The sequence below is a fragment of the Streptomyces manipurensis genome (genome assembly GCF_049570255.1).
Classification (GTDB): Bacteria; Actinomycetota; Actinomycetes; order Streptomycetales; family Streptomycetaceae; genus Streptomyces; species Streptomyces manipurensis.
The window spans coordinates 6,868,130-6,887,957 of sequence record NZ_CP186950.1; the positions used below are offsets into that span (position 1 = coordinate 6,868,130).

The window sequence follows — 19,828 nt, forward strand, 5'->3', positions numbered from 1 at the left end:
GGCTCCTCCTAGTCCCGGCGCCCGGCCACGAAGTGCGTGGCCGCGGTGCACCCGGCCAGGACCGCCGCGGAGATCGCGAGCACGGCACCCGCGGGGGCGAGCAGCCTCGTCGCCTCGGGGGTGGTGGCCATCAGGGTGAACAGACGGTTGACCGGGGACACGCCCTTGGCGAACAGGGCCACCACCACCAGTGTGAGGGCGGTGACCAGCGCGTGTCCCCGCCGTCTGAACACCTGCCCGGAACACAGGACACCGATGGCGATCCCGACGAGGGCGCAGGTGAGCTGCGCTTCGAAGCCCAGCAGGAGGTCGGTCGCGGTCACGACGTGGTCGCCCGTCCACAGCGGGAAGAGCAGTCCGAAGACCATCATGACGAGGCAGCTCAGCAGGGCCGTGGCGATCACTGCGAGCAGCACCCTGAGCGACCGGCCGCCCGCGGTGATGACGACGATCGCCCGCTGCGGCGGGTCGTCCAGGCTCATCAGCGCGACGGTCAGCCAGGTCGAGGAAACGAACAGCGCGCCTGCGGAGGAGGCGTAAGCAGGAGGCAGGGGCCCGCTGCCGTTGACGGTCAGCACGCCCATGAGGCCTGTGAACAGCAGCAGCGGGGCGAGGTAGCGCTGCGTGTGCAGCACGGTCGCGAAGGTGTAGCGGATGAGCGCGATCACCGCAGGTCTCCGTTCGTCGCGGGGCCGGGTGCCCGGTGATCATGTGTGGCCGACTCCGTGACGCTCTGGACGGACCAGCCGTCGCGGAGGGCGATGAGCAGCACGGCATCGACGGACTCGCGCCGCACGCGCAGCCGCACCCCCGCCGCTTCCTGATGTTCCGTCAGTACACCGTCCAGCTCTGCCCAGGTGCTGTCCGGTGGCACACGGTCGCCACGGCCCGCGGTCAGGACGACATCGGAGGTGGGCCGTCGTCCGGCGGTGCACGGCTCCGGTCCGCGCAACGCAACGCGGCCCTCGGCGACCGTGTAGGTCCGGGTGGCGGGAATCCGGGTCACCGACTCCCGGTGGTCGGTGAACACCACAGTGCCCCCACCGGCCACGACCTCTGCCATGATCTCGGCGAGCACCCCGTGGGCATCGGCGTCCAGCCCGGACCACGGCTCGTCCAGCACGAGCAGCCCCGGTTCGACCAGGAGGGCCTGGGCCAGCGCGACCTTCTGCGCGTTGCCCTTCGACAGGCTCCGCAGAGGGGCGTTCCTGCCGCCCGCCAGCGCGAGCCGGTCCAGCAGCAGGCCGGCCCGGGCCGCGGCGACCGGTGTGGTCAGCCCGCGGATGCGGCCCATGTGCGTCAGGTAGGCCGCTGCCGACATCCGCTCGTCGGGGGAGAACCGGTCCGGGACGTACCCGACGACGTTCGGCCGGGAGGTCACCGTTCCCCGGGTCGGCCGGGACAGCCCCACTGCGATGCGCAGCAGGGTCGACTTCCCGGATCCGTTCCCGCCGACGAGAGCCACGACCTCGCCGGCCGGAGCCTCCACCTCCACGTCCTTCACTATCCAGTCGCCACGGCCGTAACGCTTGCTCACCGACTCAAGACGCAACAACAGATCTCCCCCGTCCGACACGAAACCCGGTTTCCCGCATTCCGGCAGACTACGAAGCCCGGCGGACCGGTTGACGGGTGTCGGCCGTCGTCCGGGTACGGGAGGGCGCCTCCGGCAGCGTAGGGCGGGTGGGCCGGATGGGGGCGCGGGGCGGGACGGTCACGACCGGTTCGGGGCGCGCGTCGGCCGCACGGCAACAGGCCCCTTTCCCCCGCCTCGTCCACGCTGCCAGCGGGGACCGGGGCGGGGCGGGTGTCTGTGCGGTGCACGCGTTCCGCCGCGGCGGAGACCTGCCCCCTTGCCCGGTGCCGGACCCCACAGGAGCCTGTGCGCGCCCCTCACACCCCGACGGGAACCACCGACGACGGAAGGTCGGCACATGAGGCACAGGCCCCGCTCACCCCGGCTGCTCGCACTCCTCACCCTGCTCTTCGGCGTCCTGGCGCTGGCCCCCGGCTCCCCGGCCTGGGGCCGGACGGCCGTCCTGGACGGCACCTGGTCCTGCACGGTCCCGGCCGGGTACGTGTGGGACTCGATCCGCAACGGCTGCTCCAACAGCATCCAGTACCGGCTGCAGACCCCCGCGGACGGGAAGTGGAGCTGCAAGGTCCCGGACGCGTGGACCTACAACGCCATCGACGACACCCTGAGTGGTGAACCGTACGGCCCGTGCCAGCTCGGCGCCTCCAGGGGCAAGGCGACACGGCTGGCGGCGCCCGTCGACGGCCGGTGGGTCTGCGAGCTGCCCCGGCAGGGAGTCTGGACCTACGACCGGATCTCGACCTCGCCGGTCCTCAGCGGATGCAGCGTCTACGGGGGCAACTTCTACCTGCGCAAGCCGGTCACGGGCCTGTGGGCCTGCACGGTCCCGGCAGGATTCACCCGGGCTCAGACGTCGGGCTCGACCACGACCTGCCGCGGTCCGCAGTACCTCCTCAGGCAGCTCTAGGTCCCGTCGCGGGGGACCAGGCGGTGCTCGTGGGCGAAGACCACCGCCTGGATCCGGTCGCGGGGTTCCAGCTTGAGCAGGATCCGCCCCAGGGGGGATTCACGCGATTCGACGGGACCCCGGGGAGCGCGACGCCGCCCTCGTGACCGGCCGGACCGGCCGCGCCTCCGGGCGGGTTCAGTCGTCCTCGAAGGGCTCGTCACTCCACCTGAACCACGCCCGACCGTCCTCGATGTGCAGGAGGAACTCCGCGACCGGGCCGGACGGGGCCACGAGCGACAAGGTGTGCGCGATCCGGTCGTAGACCTCGTCGAACCGTTCGAACTCCTCCGCCTCCACCAGCGACAGAGACTCGTCGAACCACGGCTTCACCTCGTCGAACGCCGGCGTCGGAACGAACCGGCCGTGCAGCCACGGAAAGTCGGCCTCGTCGACCACGACCTCGCCGAGCAGTTCCTCCTGCCGTACCAGTCGCCAGACCTCACCGTCGAAACCCACTGCCGCAGCTCCCCTCCACGTCACGCTGTCGCCGGACAGCCTCCCACGCGGCACTGACAGCGCGGCAGGAGCACCGTGGCCGGCCGCAGGCTCTGCCGCCGGGCCGGCGGCGTCTCGTGCCGGGGAAGGGGCCGCCTAGGATCACCGGTCATGGCGATGTTCGTGCACCTGACCTCGGCGGCGAACGCCCCGCGCATCCGCCGGTCCGGGATCCGGGCGGCCGGCGAGGGGCCGGGCGGCGCGCGGGGCGTCTACTGCTTTCCCGTCCTGCCGTCGTACACCCTGACCCACCAATGGCTGCGTGAGCTGGCCCGGTTCGGCAGCCGAGGGGGGCTCGTGGCGGTCCATGTGCGGCTCGACGACGCCCAGGAAGTGCTGGTCGGACGCTATACGGACCGGGCGCGGGGGGACCTGGCCTCCGTCGCCGCGGCGGAGGCGGTGCGGCGGATCGGGGTGCTGGAGGACCCGCGCGGGTGGGAGGTGTTCGTCCCCCGGGCGATCCGGCCGCGTGAAGTGCACCGGGTCCGTACCGCGCCGCAGGTGGCGGGCTGGCGGTACCTGCCGGACGCGCACGGTGTGCGCCCCTGCACCTGCCACGGGTGCCGCGTCCGCGGCGGGTACGGGGCGCGGCGCCTGCGCGAACGGCTGCCGCACCCGTTGGACGGTCCGCCACCCCCGGTCAAGGTGCTGCTCGCCCGGGTCGAAGCCGCTGACCCCGCCGATCCGGCCGTGCTGCGGGAGGCGCTGCACTGGTTCGGAATGCGTCGGCGCGGCCCGCTCGCCCGGCTGGGGCGCCTCGCCGGCCACCCCGACCCCGCGGTCCGGGAGGACCTGGTGTGGGCGGTCGGCCGTTGGTCCACCCCGGGCGTATCCGAACTGCTCGACGCCCTCGCCGACGACCCGCACCCCGACGTCCGGGAGGCGGTGGAGGCGGCCCGGGACCGGGACTGACTGCCGTCAGGCGCACAGGGCCGCGAGGAGCCTGCTTCGCAGGAGCTGCACGGCGGGGGAGTGCGGGCCCCGGCGGGTGACGAGTCCGAGCCGGGCGTGGGTGGCGGCGTCGGTGAACGGGACCGTCCGGAGGGCTGTGCCCTGCGCGGAGGACGCGCTGAGGACCGCGACGCCCGCGCCGCGCTCGGCAAGGCGGAGCAGGGTGGCCGGAGAGCTGGCGTCGATGTCCACGCGCGGGCCGAGGCCGATCCGGTGGCAGGAGTCCTCGTAGGCCGCGCGGATACCGGTGCCCGGGGAGAGGCAGAGGATCTTCTCGTTGCGCAGGTCGCCGAGGCGCAGGTCCGGCCGGTCGAGGGGGTGCCCTGCCGGGACGGCCGCGGTGATCGGCTCGTCGAGGACGACGCTCGCCTCCAGACCCGCGGCGACGGTGCTCGCGTAACCGATGAGGGCGAGGTCGAGGGAGCCGGACAGGGTCTGGGCCTGGAGGTCGTCGGAGGGGCCCTCGTGCAGGCTGATCTCGACGCCGGGGTGGGTGCGGCCGACGTCGGCGACGGTGTGGAGGAAGGCCGGGATCGAGCAGCCCATGATCATGCCGAGGCGGACCCGCCCGCGGAGGGCATCGGCGAACTCGGCGGCGGTGTGCGTGATGGCCTCGAAGGTGGCGAGGGCGTTCTTCGCGAGGGGCAGAACCGCCTCACCGGCCGCCGTGAGGCGGATCCGCCGGCCGGAGCGGTCGAGCAGCTGCTGGCCCAGCTCCGACTCCAGCTTGGCCACTTGGGTGCTGATGCCGGACTGGCTGACGTGCAGTCGCCGGGCTGCCGCGGTGAAGGTGCCCTCGTCCACGATCGCGGCGAAGTAGCGCAGCTGATGGATCTCCATATCCAGGAACGATAGCTGCCATCCGATCCATCTGTTGGACAGATGGATCGGGCGGGCGGAGGGTGGGGAGCATGACGACGACGAGGACTGCGCGCGAGCTTGCCGAGACCTACTTCACTGCCTGGGAGGCGGCCGACTTCGACGCGTTGCGGGGAGTGCTGGCCGAGGACGTCGACTTCGTCGGACCGCTGGGGAAGGCGGCGGGGGCCGAGGAGGCGCTCGCCGGGCTGGAGGGGCTCGGCCAGGTGCTGGAGAGGATCGACGTGAAGGTGCGGGTGGCGGAAGGCGACGAGGTGATCACCTGGTACGACCTCTGCACCAGCGTTGCACCGCCGGCGCCCACGGCGAACTGGATGCGGGTGGAGGACGGGAAGGTCACCCGGATCCGGGTGACCTTCGACCCCGGGCCCCTTCTCGCGGGATTCGAGGCGCGGAACTGAACGAACGGAACGAACGGAACGAACGGCACGGACCGGAGGACGAGGCCGGCCGGGCAGCACTGCGTGCAGCGCTTCCCGGCCGACCAGGGGTGGACGTACGCGGCGCCGGCCGGCGTCAGCTCAGGGACGCGATGGCGCCCCAACCGCCGCTGCCGACCTGGACGCTCGGGCCGTCCACCGGGCCGTGGACCGAGGTGCCGCCCTTGTAGAACTTCAGCGTGCCGTCGCCCGCGGTGGCCCACATGTCGGCCGTGCCGTCACCGTTGGCGTCGGCGGCTCCGGCGATCAGGGGCCGGAAGGCGGTGGTGTAGCCGCGCCCGTACTCGGTACGCCCGCTGAAGGTCTTGCGGTCGGGCTGGCCGCGGTAGAGGTGGAGGGTGCCGTCCCGGGTGTCGCGGGCGAGCAGGTCGACGTCGCCGTCCCTGTCGGCGTCGCCGGGGGCGGTCAGGTCCATGACGTCCCATCCGGAGGCGCCGATGACGACGGGGGCGGCGACGGACGGGGTGGAGCCCACGCCGCCCGCGTACAGGTAGAGCTTGTCGGAGTGCTGGACGACAAGGTCGGGGCGGCCGTCCTTGGTGACGTCGCCGGCGCCGACGACCTGGGCGGTGGCGGGCAGACCGCCGGCGAGCCTGATCGGCGCGCCGAGGGCGCCGGTGCCGCGGTTGGGGTACACCCGCAGTTCGGTGCCGACCCGGGCGACGACGTCCTCCCTGCCGTCGCCGGTCCAGTCGCCGCGGTGCGTCACGGACGATCCCGACCAGCCGCCGGTGCCGATGACGCTGTGCGCGCCGAGGCCGCCCGTACCGGTACCGGGGTAGAGGCGCAGTTTGCCGGTGTCGTCGACCGCGACGAGGTCCGGCTTGTTGTCGCCGGTCATATCGCCGGGGACCGGGCTCGGGCCCAGCTGGAGCCGCGCCGTGGTGACACCGTCGTAGGCGAGGGGCTTGCCGTCGCTCTTGAGCATCGCTTCGAGCTGGTCGACCGTTTTGCCGGGGTGGGCCTGCTTCAGCACGGCGAAGGCCCCGGTGACGTGGGGGGCCGCCATGGACGTGCCGTCGTCGGGGGCGTAGCCGCCGCCGGGCACGGAGGAGATGATGCCCGTGCCGGGTGCGAGGAGATCGAGCAGCGGGCCCCGATTGGTGAACGGGGACAGCTGGTCGTCGTTGGTCGTGGAGCCCACCGTGATGGCGGAAGGGACGCAGCCGGGGGCGTTGACGGCGACGGGGTCGTGGTTGTTGCCGGCGGCGACGACGGTGGCGACGCCCGCGGCACGCAGCTTGTCGATGATCGGCGCGCGGTGGTCATCGGGGCACGGGTCGCTGAAGAGCCCCTCGCCGAACGACAGGTTCGCCGCGACGACGTTGACACCGGACTTCTTGAGGGCGTGCACCTTCTCCAGAGCCTTGATCTGGCTGCTGGTGTAGCTGAGGATGCACGGGCTCACGCGGAGGCAGCGGGTGTCGGAGTCCAGCCTGGAGAACACCTGGATGGCGATGATGTCCGCGCCGGGCGCGACTCCGCGTACGGGTGCGCCGCTGAGGCCCGTCCCGTCGCCCGCGGCGATGCCGGCGACGTGGGTCCCGTGCGCGCAGGCGGAGCCCAGTGCGGCGCACCGGCCGCTTCCGGAGTCGGCGCTGCCGGGAGCCTCCTGCTGCTCGGAGCCGTTGGGGCAGAGGCTGGTGGCCCCCTCTGCCGGGTCGTTGACGGAGAAGCAGGCCTCGGTCTTCACGCGGCCGCCGAGGAAGGGGTGCTTGACGGCGACGCCGGTGTCGAGGATCGCGACGGAGGTGCCGGCGCCGGTGTTCCCGGCGACGGCGGTCCTGTTGCTGCCGATCCTGACGGTGGATTCGTTCAGCGCGGGTGGGACCGGAACGTCCTCGGTGACGCTGACGACGCCGGGGCTGCGGTTCAGCCTGTCCAGACCCGCGCGGTCCACCCGGAGGGTGACCAGCGGCAACGTGTCGTAGGAGAGGAGCGTCTCGCCCGCCGCGGAGGCGGAGTCGAGGTCCGTCCGCCGGTCCGTGACGACGTTCACGCGGACGGTGTCGCCGCCCCGGGCTTCTTCGAACAGATGCGGGGTGACCGGGCCGGGCTCCGCGGCGTAGGCCCGGGTGGAGCCGAGCAGGGGGCTCGCGTCCACCGGTATCGCGGTGAGCGCCGTGGCCGCTGCCGTGGCAGTGACCACGGCCCATAGGGGTCTCTTCACGCGTGACTCCATGCTGTGCTGTGGAAGGTGGTTCGGGTGTTGCGGTGTCGGGGGGCGGAACGGAACGGCAGCCAGGCACGGGGCGGGTGCGGCGGCAGGACGGGAACCGCGGCTCTGCGGGCGTTCTTTCTTGACCGAAGTTGACCGTTGATGATCAACGAGCACGGAATCTAGGCAGGTGGGAGAGCGTCGCGCAAGTTCCGAATCTGGATGCAATCATTCCTTTCTCTGGGCGAGTTGACGCACTCGGTCGCACGCAGAGGGGGCTCCAGGACCGATCCGCGACGGCCGCCGGCCGCCCATGTCGGGGCGCGGCGCGCCCATGATCGAGAACCGGACAGCCGCAGAGGGAAGCTGCCTCGATCGGAGCCGTGGGGTCGATCAGAAACCTGCCCGTAGCGCGCACGAATCGCACCGCATCGGCCGCAAAGGCGGGTTGAGCGGTCGACACGCCGAACTCCCGATCACCCGCACAGGGGCGCGCCCCACCATTCATGGTCACCTTCCGTAATGGATCTAGTGCGCCTGGTCACTCTCCGCTTACGGTCGGTGTGACGTCCACACCGTCTTCATGGAGGAAACGTGACCCACTTCCGTACACGTCTGGCCCTGCTCGGCACGGCCGCGGTCCTCACCGCAGGGGCCGCCGTCCCGGCCCAGTTCGCCGGGGCGCAGCCCGCCGCCGCGGCCGACCGGAAGCAGTGGGTCGCCCTGGGCGGCTCGTACACCGCCGGGGTCATCCGGGCCGCGGGCAACACGTTCGAGGTGCCGCGTGACGGATGCGAGCGCACCGACCGGGCCTACCCCCAGGTCATCGACCGTGATCTCGGCGGTCTCTTCGAGCTGACGAACGTCAGCTGCGGCGCCGCCACCATCGACAACGTCACCGACACGCCCCAGCACCCGATCGGCCGTCACCAGCCGCCCCTCTCCGTCCCGAACCGGCTGAAGACCATGCGCCACGACTACGACCGGATGCTCGCCGCGCTCCACCAGCGGGACCCGCACGCGAAGATCCTGGCCGTCGGCTACCCCACGGTCATCCCCCGGGACGCCGCCACGTGCAGCTTCGGCGACCTGACCCGGTTCGGCACGATCACCCAGGGTGACCTGGCCTGGCTGCGCCAGGGCGTCCTGGAGTCCCTCAACAAGGCCATCGACGACTCCACCGGCACGTAGGACGCCGCGAGCTTCGTCGACCTGTACGCCTCCTCCCGGGACCACAGCGTCTGCGACGACAGCAAGTGGGTCGAAGGCTTCGTCACCCTCCCCGACCAGCTGTCCTTCGTGCACCCCAACGCCCTCGGCCACCGCAACGCCGCCGACCACGTCGAGGAGGCGATGCCGAACACCCTCGGCTGAGCCCGACCGGGCAGCCGGGCAGCCGGGCAGCCGGGCGGTCGGGCGGCGGGGCGCCCGGCCCCGGTACCCGGAACCAGGCGGCGATCCCGCAGCGGACCGGCCTTCGACATCCGCCGGAGACCTGTCCCGCGGGCGGGGACTAACCGGCTCGGCGGGAGTCGTCTGCGCCCACCGAGTGGCGGGTGCCGGTCCGGTGATGCTCGCGGTGTGGTCGGCGCCGGGCATTGCAGGCGGCCGGGGAGGGGCCGGCGGTGCACAGCCGACTGGTCACGGTCCGGTGGTGGTGCGGCGGTTCGCTCGCCGGGCGGGTCGTGGCGGGGCGGTCGCCCGACAGACGGGCCGTGAAACGGGGCCAGACGACCAACACGACGGGGTAGACGGCGTAGCCGATACGGGTGGCCGGGGACAGTGCGATCGCCAGGAGCAGCCCCAGGGCCAGCCTGTCGGCGGCGGCGACGGTGCTCCGAGGCGGGCGGACCAGCAGCGACACGCCCACACCCAGCGCGCTCAACGCGATCAGCGCCGTGGTCACGGCCTTGCCGTGGGGGAGCAGGAGGACGATCAGATGGCCGAGCAGGGGACTCTGGGCGGAGGAGGCCGTGGGGCCGAGGCCCAGCGGGTAGAGGACGACGTTCTGGTAGAAGGCGCCGGTGTCGATCAACACCGCGGGGACGATGGTCAACGTGGCAGGCCCGATGGCCGCTGCCGCGCACCTGAGCGCGGCGCGCCTCCCGCCCCGTACCGCGAGTACGGCGACGATCACCGGGATGGCCGGCCAGGCAGTCCACTTCAGAGCGGCGGCCACCCCCACGACCAGCCCCGCGCGCCCGGCACGACCCCGCTGGGTGAAGGCCAGGGCCAGGCAGAGCAGGCCGATCACCGGCGGATCCACGCCGCCGATGCTCAGGGGCAGCGCGACGACCGGACAGGCGACGAGCCACAGGGCGCCCGTCAGCCCGGCACCCGTACCCGTACCGGCGACGGGGGCGGGGGCGGGTCCGCCCCGCCCCGCGGGCAGGCTCCCGCCGCCGGTCAGTACCCGCACGGCTCCCGCCACGGCCGCCAGGAACGCGACGAGGAACCACACACGGGCGCCGGCGAACGGGGTGTCACCGAACAGCAGGGCCGGTATCCCGAAGAGCGCCATGCCGGGGAGGTAGGGGTTGAAGTCCCTTACGGCCTGCGGCGTGGGGCTGTACGGAGTTCCGGTGGAGAACAGCAGCTCGGCGGCCCGTTCCACCACGCCGACCTCCATCTGCGCCCTGCCGATCAGCGACAGGTACAGCAGCGGCACGGCCGCCGCACCGGTGACGGCGACCACGGCGGGGGTACGGGCCCACGGCGTGGGCGACCGCGCGGCGATCAGGGCCGCGCAGGCGTACCCGGCCGCGCCGACCAGCCCCCACACCTTCTGCGAGGTGTGGTCGGGAGACGCCGGCCCCACCACGAGTGCCGACACCGCGCACACCGCCAGAACCAGCCGGTCCCACCGCCGCCGGTCGACGAAGTGCCTGAGCGCGGAGCGATGCCGGGAGCAAGGCCGAACGGAAGGTTCCTGTTTCGGGGCATCTTGCGACATCGGCATCGACCTTCGAGAAGAGGTGAGGGCATGAGGGCATGACGGAGTCGGGGGCAGCGGCCCGACGGCCGCCTCCCGCCTGGTGTGCGACTCCGTACCCCTCGCTACGAGGTGGTGCGCGCGCCGCGCGGGGTGCCGCCCGTACGGCTCTTCAGCACGCGGTACGCGACGAAGACGAGTACGCCGACGAGGGCGCAGAGGAGGGCCGTGGCCATGAGCTGGAGGGGCCAGTAGTGGGAGAAGGGGTGGAAGTCGCGGTAGTAGCCGACGGCGTCCAGCTTGTCGTGCGCGGTACGGCAGTCGGGGAAGTCGTCACCGCCGCAGTAGGGGTTCGGCAGGCGGGCGCCGGTGGAGGTGACGATGCCCTCGTCGACCAGGATGCCCGCGCCCGACGGGCCACCCTGCCCTCGGGGGCGCACCTGGGTGACGCTGGGCCACAGGTGGGGCAGTGCCGTGTGGACGAGGGCGAACACGCCGGCCGTGGCGGCGACGGAGGTGCCGAGGGCGGGCAGGGAACGGCGCCAGAGCAGACCGACCAGGACTCCGACGACGAGGCCCAGGAGGGCCAGGGCGACCGTGAGCGGCCCGCCGGCGTAGAACGTCGGCATGTCGGACCAGGGCTTCGTGGTGTCCACGCGGCCCCACGCTGCCGACCAGGCGAGGTGGTGCAGCGTGGCCACCAGTCCCGTGCCGACGAGGACGAGGGCGGCCGGGAGAGCGAGCCGGGTGGTGAGCCAGCGGACCGGGGAGACCGACTGGGCCCAGGTCAACTGGGCCGTGCCCGTCTCCAGTTCCCTGCTGGTGAGCGTGGCTCCGGCCCAGGCGGCCACGAGGAAGGGGAGGGTGAGGACGGCGATGGTGGTGGCGGAGTAGACCTCCTTGTAGAGGAGGATCGAGGGCTGGTCGTAGGCGCACTTCGACGTTCCGGCGCACGCGTTGTACTGCTCCCACGCCGCCGCCGAGGCGTCGGTGAGCGGGCCGCCCAGCCACAGCAGCGCGACCGAGAGCAGGACCACGAGGCCTGCCCAGACGCACAGCGCCGGCCGGTGCAGTCGCACCAGCCACGGGGTCAGCCGCGGCGCGGGGGACGGATGCCGGGTGGCCGCGGGAGGGGTGGGTGCGGTGGGTGTGGTGGGGGCAACGGCGGTCATGCGGTCTCCTCCTGGGATATGGCGGAGGCGGAGACCGCTTCCTGGGACGTGGGGGAAGCGGAGGAGGTGAAGTCGTGGGCGTGGGCGGTGTCGAGAGTGAGCGGGGGCGCGGCCGGGTTGCGCAGGTGGGCGAGGACCAGTGCCTCCAGGGAGAGGTCGTTCGTCCGCCAGCCGGCGGGCAGCGGCCCGGAGGGGCGCACGAGCGCGGTGGCCTGGCGGCCGGTGACACGGGATTCCACCGTGGTGTGCGGGGCCAGGTCGACGTCGGCGCCGGAGGCGGCCTCCCGTGCGGGCCCGGTGATCAGGGAGTGCGCGGCGAGCAGGTCGTCGATGTCACCCGCCAGACGTACCCGGCCGTTGCCGATCAGCAGCAAGTGGTCGCAGGAGTCCTCCAGTTCGGCGATGACGTGTGAGGACATCGCGATGGTGGTGCCGTACCGGGCGGCCGTGGCCATGAGGGTGCCCATCAGCTCGTGCCGGGCCAGCGGGTCGAGGTCGGCCATCGGCTCGTCGAGCAGTAGCAGTTCCGGCCGCTTGGCGAGGGCGAGGGCGAGCGCCACGCGGGTGCGCTGGCCGCCGGACAGCGAGCGGACCCGGGCCCCCGGGTCCAGGCCACCGCCCGTCGCGACCCGCTGCGCGGTGTCCGCGTCCCAGCTGTCGGGGTTGAGATCGGCGCCCATGCGGAGCGTCTCGGCGACGGTGAGCTGCGGGTACAGCGGCTTGTCCTGGGAGACGAAGCCGATCCGCGACCGCACCTGGGCCGGATGCCCGCCGAGCACCGTGACCGCACCCTCGCTGGGGGCGATCAGGCCTGCCGCCAGGGCGAGCAGCGTCGACTTGCCCGCGCCGTTGGGCCCCACGAGCGCGCTGACACGTCCGGCGGGCAGCCGGAACGTGCAGTCGCGCAGGGCCCACCCGCCGCGCCGCCGGAACGCCTTCCCCAGCCCGGTGGCCTCGATGGCACTGCTCGTCATCGGTGATCCTGTTCCTTGTCGGTGGTCTCGAAGTGCTCGTCCAGCACGACAGCGAAGAGTGCCGCCACGTCATCCCGCTCCAGGCCCGCCGCCCGGGCGCGCGCCGCCCACTCGGAGAGCTCGCCCCGCAGCGGGGAGTCGCTCGGTGCGGCACCGAGTGACCTGCGTACGAAGGTGCCGAGGCCCCGCCGGGCCTCGACCAGGCCCTCGCGTTCCAGCTCCCGATAGGCCTTGAGCACCGTGTTCGGGTTGACTGCCGTGGCCTCCACGACCTCCCGGGCAGCCGGAAGCTTGTCGCCGGGCTCCAGCAGTCCCAGGCGCATGGCCTGCTTGGTCTGCTGGACGATCTGTACGTAGGTGGCAACCCCGCTGCGCCGGTCGATCCGGTATTCGATCATCCCGGCAAACACCCTTTCACTATTTGAGTAGTGAATAGTGGATCCAGAGGGGTCCGGATGTCAAGAAGAGCTGCCTCGCCAGGATCGCGGCGTGTACGAATACCACGGCTGGATCACCGGCAGGGAGAGCGCGGTCGGTGACGATGATGACGTCCGGCTGCGGGGGATCGTCGACGGGTTGCGGCTGCGCATCACGCAGATGGCCAGTCCCTACCTGCTCGACCTCCGCTGGATGAACGGCGAGCCGTTCATCCACGTGGGAGGCAATTCCCATCACAGCTCGTCGCTGGACGTCGTCGGCCTGTTCGACCACGTCGCGGAGGTCGCTCCCGGCGCCTACGGGCTCCTGCACGTGCGCGATGACGAAGACCCGGGCCGCGAGAACGAGGTACGCGTACTCAGGCTCGCCCGGGGCACGGTCACCCGGCACACGGAGCGACTCCTGTCTCCCTGCATCCCGACCCTGGAAGACCCCTTTGCCCAGCGCGCGATGGTGATGCTGCTCGAAGAGGAGGGTGATCCCGGCGAGCATGCCGTGGACCCCGCGGCCAAGGGGATGAGCGGCGGGGGCGCGACCGGGCCATGGGCGAGACGCCAGGACCTCAAGAGTGCTTGCGGGCAAGCGAGGCCGTGCAGGCCGCGCTCCGGCCTCGGAGACGGCGGACCGGGAGGGCGCGTGGTGGGGCGCTATGCTCCGGCGCGTGGAAGAGATCGACATACGACAGCCTCGGCAGAACCAGGTCACGCGGGAGGTCGTCCTCCGGGTCACGGGCAGCGTGGAGAAGGGCGAACTCCGTGAGGGTCTGAAGGCCGCAGGGATGTTCCGCCGACTGCGTTGGATCGCTGCCGCGTGCGCGTTGGGCTTCGTGCTGCCGGGAGTGCGCGTCGACGCCGAGGGCGGTTCGGTCAACGTCGCCCTCGTGGCCATGGCCATCGTCTCCGCGACGGTGTTCGCCCTGCTCGTGCCGCGGTGGATGGTCGCGCAGGCACTGCGGGCCCAGCGGGCCTACGAGGGCGCGGAGTGTGTCATCGACGGCACGGGCATCGCGGCCGTCCGTGACGGGGCGGACATCGAGCGCCTGGGCTGGGACGCGATGACGCGGTATCACGAGACCCCGGGTCTGTACGTCGTCGTGGGCAGGGCCGGTCTCGGGATCTGGATGACCGTCGTGCCCAAGCGGCTGCTGGCGACCCACGACGTCGAGCTCCTCGGCGCGGTCCTCGACTCCCGGCTGCGCCGGGGCTAGGCCGTCAGCGCGCGGCGTGGTCGGGGTGGTGGCGGGCGCAGGACTCCGTGGGTGACCACGGGACCCAGGTCTGCTCCTCGCGCCAGCCGGGTCGCCCGGCGGCCCAGCCCTGGAGTACCTCGGCCGCCGGCTCCACCGTGAACACCCCGGGTCCTCGCGCGATCCACGTCTGGAAGTGCCCGTCAGGTCCGCCTTCGCGGTATTCCACCTGGTAGCTCAGGTCGTCGTTCAGGTAGACCTGCATGTAGTGCTGGTCTGCGGGTTCCGCGTCGAGCCGCCGCACGACGACGAACCGCGAGGAAAGGCTCATGTCGGCCAGCAGGTCGTGCAGTCGGTCCTCGGACGGGTCGTCCCAGGTCGTTCCGTCCGCCTCGACTGCCTGAAGTACCGGTGTCGCCATGCGGTCGACTCTAGTGAAACGCTGGACGGCCGTCCCGGGTGGGGCTTCGTCGGGGAGTCGCCGTCCGTCAGCCCTTGACCCGTACGGGGCTCCGGCAGCAGAATCGATGTGCCTGTTGATCTTCACTGGGGGGTGTGGACGGCTTGCTCGTCTTCTACGCGTGTCTCGGACTGCCGGTGGCTGCTCTGGTCGGGTACCTCCTCTGGAGCGACAGGGCCACGCGGACGAGGAACCTCGACGGGCTGCAGGCGGAGGAACGAGCCCGCCAGGAGGCCCGCTTCGACAAACTGTCGCCCGCGCGCAGGCTCTACACCCCGTTGAGTGACCGCAAGCGCCGTCCCTGACGCCGGTCGCGGATCCGGGCGCCGGGATACGGACCGACGGCGCGGCGAGGTGCGGTACATGACGATGACCCAGTGGCAGGACCGGTCCGTGGTGGTGACGGGTGGGACGCGGGGCATCGGGCGGGGATCGCGGAGCTGTTCGCGCGGCGCGGTGCGGCGGTCCTGCTGACGGGCCGTACGGAATCGGTTGCCGCCGCGGTGGCGCGCGAGATCGCCGGGTCCACCGGGGGACGGGTCTCGGAGATGGCCGTGGACCTGCGGGACCCGCAGGCGATCGAGGACACGGCGGCCGCGGCCGAGGACCGGCACGGGTGGCTCGACGTGCTCTGTGCGCACGCCGGGGCCGGGTCGGCGGCCTTCGGTAGATGGCTGCGGCTCACCGACCGGCTCCTGACGCCGCACGGCGACGCCGTGCGCGAGGCGGTCCTCCTCACGGACCTGACAGCCGCGGCCGGGAGCCGTGAGGAGCTGTCGGCCGTGCTGGCCTCGTGCGCGGGCCGCTTCACCTGCCACGCCCGCGGGATCGGCACCCACTGGGACGTGGCGCAGCTCAGGTCGATCACCACGGCGCTGTCCGGCACGCTGGACATCGTCACGGAGCCCGCGGCCCCCACCTCGGGCCTGACCGCGGACCTGACCGGGCTCGCCGACCGGACCCGCAGGGCGGCCGCCCGTACCCTCGCCCTGCGGATCGCGGTGCTGGACGGCTGCCGGGTGCGGTTCCTGAAGCAGCTCACGCCGTCCGTGGACGATCTCACCGTCCGCGGTCACCCGGTCGGCCCCGGGTCCACCGCATACCCCGTCGACGTTCCGGACGGCGCGTCGTACGGCTACCACCTGCGGTTCGACCTGCCGGACGGCCGCGAGGGGGACCGGGTCGGCGCGGAGCTGAGCATCGTCCTGCTCCCTCCGACGGGCGATGGGCAGACCCTGGTCCGCGTACCGGTCACCGCGCGCCGCAGGCCCTGACCCGGGCGTCGCGGGTCACGGGTCACGGGTCACGGGACCAGGCTCGTCACCGTGCGGGTGACGGAGTCGTAGCGGCGGGCGGAGGTCCACTCACCGGTCACCGCAGCGAACGCCGTGCCGGCGGTGAGGGCGGCAGACTCCTCGTCCGCCGCGGCCCAGCGCGCTGCGGCGCCGCGACCGAGCGTGATGTGGGGGACCCACCGCGCCGGCGCGAGGAGGGGAGGGAGAGCGCCGGTGCCGGGCGTGTCGCGCAGGATCCGCCACACCGCCTCGTGCAGGCGCAGCAGGGGCGGTTCGGGCCGGACGGTCCAGGCCAGCACCCGGACGCGGCCGGACCACCTCACCACCCCGTCCAGGCGCAGCGGAACGGGAAGGGCCTCGGCCAGTACGCACAGCACCTCGGCCCGCGTGTCCGGTGGGAGGTGGTCGGCCGTGGCCAGCGTGAGGTGGGGGCGGTTCGTGGGGTGGCGGTGGTGCGCCTGGCTGGGCAGGCCCCGGTCCGCCAGCTGCCGCCACACGTCCCGGACAGCACGGTCGGTGTCGGCGTCGGGCAGCAGCTCCACACTGTGCACGGTCACCAGCCTACGTCGGTCGTGAGCGCCGGGTCCGCGGCCCGCGGCCCCGTCCGGGTGCCCGGTGGGCATCAGGGGACCGTCAGGGTCGTCGGCATCCGCGTGAGAAGGCCGTCAAGAAGTCCGTCCCGTGCTGCGTCGCGGCCCTTCCATGGAGGCCTGGGCAACACCGACGAGGGAGAAGAGGCCGTGCGGAGAGTCGTGGTGGGTGCCACGGGCACCCCGGGGAGTCTGGCCGCCCTGCACAGGGCCGCCGCCGAGGCCCGTGTGCGCGACGCGGAGCTGTGGGTCGTCCTGGCGTGGCAGTCGCCGGGCGGCGAACTCGGCAGCCGCAACGGCCTCGGCACCATCGCCCTGGCCGAATGCCGCGCCGCGGCCGTGGAAAGGCTCCGCGAGGTCCTGGACACGGCCTTCGGCGTCCTGAAGCCCGGCGTCACCCTCTCCGGATTCGCGGTGCGGGGGACTCCGGGTGCCGCCCTCGTGGGCACGGCCCGCGACCCCGAGGACCTCCTCGTGGTGGGTACGGGCCCCCGCGGCCCGCTGCGCCGCCTCGTACGCCCCTCGGTGGCCCGCTACTGCCTGGCGCACGCCGCCTGTCCCGTCCTGGTGGTCCCCCCGTCCCCGCTCCAGTCCGACCTGGAGGCCGTACACCGCCGCAACACCTGGAGGCTCCGCCTGGACCCGCGAGAGCTGACCCCCTGAACCGGTCCCCGACGGGCCCGATTCGGATCACGTGCGGGGCCCCGGTCCACGAGGATCGGACACGCCGGGCGACGAGCGAAACTCATTCGACACACTGTTCGAGGCCGTGGCAGCCTGTCCGGCATGACCGACCGAAAGGCCCATGCCGCGTAGACGACCTGGACGCGTCCGGGTCGGCATCCCGAACCGGCACCGGCCCCCACGCTCGAGTCCGGCCGTCGATCATCTCTCTTCTCGGGCGATGGCCGAGATCGTCCGCCTCGAACACACGCGGAACTACCTCCGGCCGGGATACGTCAGCGCGGCCCTGCGCTTGTGGAAGGAGTACGTTCACAAACCCGCGCAGGAGCTCTGGCACGACGACGAGTTCGGCAACGTGCACTGGTACTGCTGCGGCAGCCCACTCGAAGGCCGGGCCCTGCTCGACGGTGTGATCCGGGCGATGTCCACTCGGGGAGCCCGTGAACTCCGCAAAGTCGTCGAAGAGCTCGACGCCTTCATGGGCCCGCTCCGGCCCGCGGCAGCCCGCCGGAGGGGGAGAGCGAGCTGAGCGACGGCCACGCGCAGCGACGGTCCGGATCGGCGGTCTCGTGCCAACTTGTTGATCATGACGGGTCCCGGGCGCAGAATGGCCTTGCCATGAACGACGATTCCCCCTCTCCCCTCCTGCGCATCGTCCTGCGCGCGGACTCCTTCGCCACCTCCGCGGCCGGGACGGTCACGCTGATCGCCGTCCTGTTCGGGCTCGTGTTCACCGACACCGGCGCCGGCATCGTCGCGGCCGTGGTCCTCTTCGCCGCCTGGGTCGCGGTCGGTTGGACCGGCCGTCGCCATCAGCGGCGCGGCGGGAGCGCCGAACTGCCGTAGGACCGGCTCGGCGCGGAAATTGCGTGGCTGCCCGGTAGGGGGTGCCGGTAGCGTCCGGTCTCCCGAGCCGCCGCACCGGCGGCCACGTCCAGAGAGCCACGTACATGATCAGCCAGCCGACGACGACCCTGTGGCGCCCCACCGGCCCCGAGGAGCTTGCCCTGGTCAGGGAGCTGAACTGGCGTGCGTGGCCGCCCCGGTTGCCCGAGCAGCCGATCTTCTACCCGGTCCTCAACGAGGACTACGCGATCAGGATCGCGCGGGACTGGAACGTCAAGCACAGCGGAGTCGGCTTCGTCACGCGCTTCGAGGTCGACTCGGAGTTCCTGAGCCGGTATCCCGTCCAGCAGGCGGGCGGGCGGACGATCCTCGAGCTCTGGGTTCCGGCCGAGGAGCTCGACGATTTCAACGCCCACATCGTCGGCGAGATCCAGGTGGTCCACGAGTTCCGTTGAGGGGCGGGGCGGGCCGGGCCGGCGTGATCGCGCCGGCCCGGCCCGCCCCGCCGTCGCACCCCGAAGTCGCCGGTGCGCTCGGCGCGTTCCTCAGATGCGGGCGCGGGTGCGACCGGGGCGGGTGCGCACCGCCAGGTAGCCCGCCAGGCCGCCCAGCGTGACGCACAGCGGCGAGTAGAGTGCGAGGTCCCAGCGCTGGAACGCGGCCGGGGCTTCCCCCAGCCCGAGGCCGGAGACCACGAGGCCGCCGAGACCGCGGACCGTCAGGACGCCGGAGACCGTCCACAACCCCGTCCGTACCAGCCGCGAGGGGGCGAGCGGGTGCGCGGGCCGGGCGGCCGTGGCGACGAGCCATGCTCCCGCGCCGAGCAGCCCGGCGACCGCCAGCGTCGCCGGAGCCGAGGGCAGCCGGCCCTCCTCGACGCCGACCACGACGGCCGCGAACTCCGCTCGGGTGGCCAGCGGCCAGGGGGAGACGCTCCAGACCGCGTGCAGGGCACCCGCCGCCGCCAGTCCGAGCGCCGCGACACCGGCCGCGGCGCGCGGGCCACCGCCGACGCCGTCCCCCGCACCGCTGACCGCCTGCTTCCCCGCGCCGCCGGCCGAACCGAGCAGCCATTTCATGGGCTTCATGCTGCCGCCCCTCCCTCGCAGATCCGTTCAGATCCATACAGTGCTGTATGGATTATCCGTACAGTACTGTACGGAACATGGCGAAGGGCAAGGTCAGCAAGGACGAGTGGACGATGGCGGCGCTGCGGGCGCTGGCCCGCGGCGGTGTCGCCGCGGTGGCGGTCGACGCGCTCGCCAAGGAACTCGGCGTCACCCGCGGCAGCTTCTACTGGCATTTCGAGAACCGGGAGGCCCTCCTCGTGGCCGCCCTCGAAACCTGGGAGCGGCACGGCACCGCCGAGGTCATCGCGGCCGTGAAGGAGGTGGGCGACCCCCTGGCGCGGGCCCGGACCCTGTTCGCCGAAGCCCTGGGTGACGAGGAGATCGCCGGGCTGGAGCCCGCCCTCGCCGCCCAGGTCGATCACCCCGCCGTCGCCGCGGTCGTCGCGCGCGTCACCCGGGCCCGGCTGGCCTTCCTCGAAGAGGTGTACACCGGGCTGGACTTCGGGCCGGCGGCCGCCCGTCACCGGGCCCTCGCCGCGTACGCCGCCTATCTCGGCTGGCTCGACCTGCGCAGGACGGCACCCGACCTCGCCCCCGAGGCGCAGCTCCGCGACCCCGGGGGCGCCGCGGCCCTGGACCACCTGGTCGACATGATCCTCGCGCCGGGCGCCCCGGGCACCGGCACCGGCACCGTACGGGAATGACGGCTCCG

25 protein-coding genes are annotated in these 19,828 nt (G+C 72.7%); 13 read left to right on the forward strand and 12 right to left on the reverse strand.

Annotation, left to right across the window (positions count from 1 at the left end):
* Positions 1–8: 8 nt before the first annotated feature.
* Both ACPU2J_RS31230 and ACPU2J_RS31235 read right to left on the reverse strand, forming a co-directional pair.
* Positions 9–668, reverse strand: coding sequence for a hypothetical protein (locus ACPU2J_RS31230; RefSeq protein WP_423834554.1), 660 nt, complete (start codon positions 666–668; stop codon positions 9–11).
* Complete coding sequence (locus tag ACPU2J_RS31235) at positions 665–1,552, reverse strand: ATP-binding cassette domain-containing protein (RefSeq protein WP_423835030.1); 888 nt, start codon at positions 1,550–1,552, stop codon at positions 665–667. Before ACPU2J_RS31235 ends, ACPU2J_RS31230 begins: the two co-directional genes overlap by 4 nt.
* A 382-nt stretch (positions 1,553–1,934) precedes the next feature.
* On the opposite strand from ACPU2J_RS31235, the gene ACPU2J_RS31240 reads away from it, so the two are divergent.
* Entirely contained in the window at positions 1,935–2,504 is a 570-nt protein-coding gene (locus tag ACPU2J_RS31240) for a hypothetical protein (protein ID WP_423834555.1), read from the forward strand.
* A 177-nt stretch (positions 2,505–2,681) separates the two neighbouring features.
* Here ACPU2J_RS31240 and ACPU2J_RS31245 read toward each other — a convergent pair whose 3' ends face one another.
* Positions 2,682–3,002, reverse strand: a complete 321-nt coding sequence (locus tag ACPU2J_RS31245; protein WP_423834556.1) for a hypothetical protein — start codon at positions 3,000–3,002, stop codon at positions 2,682–2,684.
* A gap of 150 nt (positions 3,003–3,152) precedes the next feature.
* Here ACPU2J_RS31245 and ACPU2J_RS31250 point away from each other — a divergent pair, with 150 nt between their 5' ends.
* Entirely contained in the window at positions 3,153–3,953 is an 801-nt protein-coding gene (locus ACPU2J_RS31250) for a HEAT repeat domain-containing protein (RefSeq protein WP_423834557.1), read from the forward strand.
* Between the two features lie 6 nt (positions 3,954–3,959).
* On the opposite strand, the gene ACPU2J_RS31255 is transcribed toward ACPU2J_RS31250, so the two are convergent.
* Positions 3,960–4,832, reverse strand: coding sequence for a LysR family transcriptional regulator (locus ACPU2J_RS31255; RefSeq protein WP_420078623.1), 873 nt, complete (start codon positions 4,830–4,832; stop codon positions 3,960–3,962).
* 71 nt (positions 4,833–4,903) lie between these two features.
* Between ACPU2J_RS31255 and ACPU2J_RS31260 the strand changes: the two genes are divergently transcribed.
* Entirely contained in the window at positions 4,904–5,272 is a 369-nt protein-coding gene (locus ACPU2J_RS31260; RefSeq protein WP_420078622.1) for a nuclear transport factor 2 family protein, read from the forward strand.
* Positions 5,273–5,387: 115 nt separating this feature from the next.
* On the opposite strand, the gene ACPU2J_RS31265 is transcribed toward ACPU2J_RS31260, so the two are convergent.
* Positions 5,388–7,481 (reverse strand): S8 family serine peptidase, encoded by a 2,094-nt coding sequence (locus ACPU2J_RS31265; RefSeq protein ID WP_423834558.1) that lies wholly within the window; start codon positions 7,479–7,481, stop codon positions 5,388–5,390.
* 582 nt (positions 7,482–8,063) lie between these two features.
* On the opposite strand from ACPU2J_RS31265, the gene ACPU2J_RS31270 reads away from it, so the two are divergent.
* Positions 8,064–8,660: a hypothetical protein gene (locus ACPU2J_RS31270; protein ID WP_423834559.1), complete on the forward strand. Its 597-nt coding sequence runs from the start codon at positions 8,064–8,066 to the stop codon at positions 8,658–8,660.
* Between the two features lie 322 nt (positions 8,661–8,982).
* On the opposite strand, the gene ACPU2J_RS31275 is transcribed toward ACPU2J_RS31270, so the two are convergent.
* The 4 genes from ACPU2J_RS31275 to ACPU2J_RS31290 form a co-directional block, all read right to left on the reverse strand.
* The gene (locus ACPU2J_RS31275; protein WP_423834560.1) at positions 8,983–10,302 is read right to left on the reverse strand and encodes a glycosyltransferase 87 family protein; all 1,320 of its coding nucleotides are present in this window, start codon (positions 10,300–10,302) and stop codon (positions 8,983–8,985) included.
* Positions 10,303–10,526: 224 nt separating this feature from the next.
* Entirely contained in the window at positions 10,527–11,573 is a 1,047-nt protein-coding gene (locus tag ACPU2J_RS31280) for an ABC transporter permease (RefSeq protein ID WP_423834561.1), read from the reverse strand.
* The gene (locus ACPU2J_RS31285; RefSeq protein WP_423834562.1) at positions 11,570–12,547 is read right to left on the reverse strand and encodes an ABC transporter ATP-binding protein; all 978 of its coding nucleotides are present in this window, start codon (positions 12,545–12,547) and stop codon (positions 11,570–11,572) included. The genes ACPU2J_RS31280 and ACPU2J_RS31285 overlap by 4 nt, the downstream gene beginning before the upstream one ends.
* Positions 12,544–12,945, reverse strand: a complete 402-nt coding sequence (locus ACPU2J_RS31290; protein WP_361592931.1) for a GntR family transcriptional regulator — start codon at positions 12,943–12,945, stop codon at positions 12,544–12,546. Before ACPU2J_RS31290 ends, ACPU2J_RS31285 begins: the two co-directional genes overlap by 4 nt.
* A 91-nt stretch (positions 12,946–13,036) precedes the next feature.
* On the opposite strand from ACPU2J_RS31290, the gene ACPU2J_RS31295 reads away from it, so the two are divergent.
* A complete protein-coding gene (locus tag ACPU2J_RS31295; protein ID WP_423834563.1) occupies positions 13,037–13,744 on the forward strand; it encodes an Imm7 family immunity protein in 708 nt (235 codons plus the stop codon).
* Positions 13,647–14,192 carry a YcxB family protein gene (locus ACPU2J_RS31300; RefSeq protein WP_423835055.1) on the forward strand — a complete coding sequence of 182 codons (546 nt, stop codon included), beginning with the start codon at positions 13,647–13,649 and terminating at the stop codon, positions 14,190–14,192. The genes ACPU2J_RS31295 and ACPU2J_RS31300 overlap by 98 nt, the downstream gene beginning before the upstream one ends.
* Before the next feature lie 4 nt (positions 14,193–14,196).
* On the opposite strand, the gene ACPU2J_RS31305 is transcribed toward ACPU2J_RS31300, so the two are convergent.
* The gene (locus ACPU2J_RS31305; protein WP_423834564.1) at positions 14,197–14,592 is read right to left on the reverse strand and encodes a hypothetical protein; all 396 of its coding nucleotides are present in this window, start codon (positions 14,590–14,592) and stop codon (positions 14,197–14,199) included.
* 134 nt (positions 14,593–14,726) lie between these two features.
* Here ACPU2J_RS31305 and ACPU2J_RS31310 point away from each other — a divergent pair, with 134 nt between their 5' ends.
* Positions 14,727–14,936 carry a hypothetical protein gene (locus tag ACPU2J_RS31310; protein WP_420082538.1) on the forward strand — a complete coding sequence of 70 codons (210 nt, stop codon included), beginning with the start codon at positions 14,727–14,729 and terminating at the stop codon, positions 14,934–14,936.
* A gap of 72 nt (positions 14,937–15,008) precedes the next feature.
* A complete protein-coding gene (locus ACPU2J_RS31315; protein ID WP_423834565.1) occupies positions 15,009–15,905 on the forward strand; it encodes an SDR family oxidoreductase in 897 nt (298 codons plus the stop codon).
* A gap of 29 nt (positions 15,906–15,934) precedes the next feature.
* Here the strand turns inward: ACPU2J_RS31315 and ACPU2J_RS31320 are convergent, their stop codons facing one another.
* Complete coding sequence (locus ACPU2J_RS31320) at positions 15,935–16,477, reverse strand: 2'-5' RNA ligase family protein (RefSeq protein WP_420078614.1); 543 nt, start codon at positions 16,475–16,477, stop codon at positions 15,935–15,937.
* A gap of 189 nt (positions 16,478–16,666) precedes the next feature.
* Between ACPU2J_RS31320 and ACPU2J_RS31325 the strand changes: the two genes are divergently transcribed.
* The 4 genes from ACPU2J_RS31325 (at position 16,667) to ACPU2J_RS31340 (ending at position 18,501) form a co-directional block, all read left to right on the forward strand.
* The gene (locus ACPU2J_RS31325; RefSeq protein ID WP_420078613.1) at positions 16,667–17,179 is read left to right on the forward strand and encodes a universal stress protein; all 513 of its coding nucleotides are present in this window, start codon (positions 16,667–16,669) and stop codon (positions 17,177–17,179) included.
* Positions 17,180–17,420: 241 nt separating this feature from the next.
* Positions 17,421–17,729, forward strand: a complete 309-nt coding sequence (locus tag ACPU2J_RS31330; RefSeq protein ID WP_423834566.1) for a hypothetical protein — start codon at positions 17,421–17,423, stop codon at positions 17,727–17,729.
* A gap of 89 nt (positions 17,730–17,818) precedes the next feature.
* Positions 17,819–18,046 carry a hypothetical protein gene (locus ACPU2J_RS31335; protein WP_420078611.1) on the forward strand — a complete coding sequence of 76 codons (228 nt, stop codon included), beginning with the start codon at positions 17,819–17,821 and terminating at the stop codon, positions 18,044–18,046.
* Between the two features lie 104 nt (positions 18,047–18,150).
* Positions 18,151–18,501 (forward strand): hypothetical protein, encoded by a 351-nt coding sequence (locus ACPU2J_RS31340; protein ID WP_361592978.1) that lies wholly within the window; start codon positions 18,151–18,153, stop codon positions 18,499–18,501.
* 90 nt (positions 18,502–18,591) lie between these two features.
* Here ACPU2J_RS31340 and ACPU2J_RS31345 read toward each other — a convergent pair whose 3' ends face one another.
* A complete protein-coding gene (locus ACPU2J_RS31345) occupies positions 18,592–19,134 on the reverse strand; it encodes a DUF3995 domain-containing protein (protein ID WP_423834567.1) in 543 nt (180 codons plus the stop codon).
* Between the two features lie 77 nt (positions 19,135–19,211).
* Here ACPU2J_RS31345 and ACPU2J_RS31350 point away from each other — a divergent pair, with 77 nt between their 5' ends.
* Positions 19,212–19,820, forward strand: a complete 609-nt coding sequence (locus ACPU2J_RS31350) for a TetR/AcrR family transcriptional regulator (RefSeq protein ID WP_420078609.1) — start codon at positions 19,212–19,214, stop codon at positions 19,818–19,820.
* The last annotated feature ends 8 nt before the right edge of the window (positions 19,821–19,828 follow it).

Coding starts and splice junctions, on each gene's coding strand:
- ACPU2J_RS31335 (WP_420078611.1), top strand. CDS start 17,819: ATGAACGACGATTCCCCCTCTCCCCTCCTGCGCATCGTCCTGCGCGCG.
- ACPU2J_RS31250 (WP_423834557.1), top strand. CDS start 3,153: ATGGCGATGTTCGTGCACCTGACCTCGGCGGCGAACGCCCCGCGCATC.
- ACPU2J_RS31260 (WP_420078622.1), top strand. CDS start 4,904: ATGACGACGACGAGGACTGCGCGCGAGCTTGCCGAGACCTACTTCACT.
- ACPU2J_RS31330 (WP_423834566.1), top strand. CDS start 17,421: ATGGCCGAGATCGTCCGCCTCGAACACACGCGGAACTACCTCCGGCCG.
- ACPU2J_RS31285 (WP_423834562.1), bottom strand. CDS start 12,547: ATGACGAGCAGTGCCATCGAGGCCACCGGGCTGGGGAAGGCGTTCCGG.
- ACPU2J_RS31340 (WP_361592978.1), top strand. CDS start 18,151: ATGATCAGCCAGCCGACGACGACCCTGTGGCGCCCCACCGGCCCCGAG.
- ACPU2J_RS31345 (WP_423834567.1), bottom strand. CDS start 19,134: ATGAAGCCCATGAAATGGCTGCTCGGTTCGGCCGGCGGCGCGGGGAAG.
- ACPU2J_RS31240 (WP_423834555.1), top strand. CDS start 1,935: ATGAGGCACAGGCCCCGCTCACCCCGGCTGCTCGCACTCCTCACCCTG.
- ACPU2J_RS31290 (WP_361592931.1), bottom strand. CDS start 12,945: ATGATCGAATACCGGATCGACCGGCGCAGCGGGGTTGCCACCTACGTA.
- ACPU2J_RS31305 (WP_423834564.1), bottom strand. CDS start 14,592: ATGGCGACACCGGTACTTCAGGCAGTCGAGGCGGACGGAACGACCTGG.
- ACPU2J_RS31350 (WP_420078609.1), top strand. CDS start 19,212: ATGGCGAAGGGCAAGGTCAGCAAGGACGAGTGGACGATGGCGGCGCTG.
- ACPU2J_RS31280 (WP_423834561.1), bottom strand. CDS start 11,573: ATGACCGCCGTTGCCCCCACCACACCCACCGCACCCACCCCTCCCGCG.
- ACPU2J_RS31255 (WP_420078623.1), bottom strand. CDS start 4,832: ATGGAGATCCATCAGCTGCGCTACTTCGCCGCGATCGTGGACGAGGGC.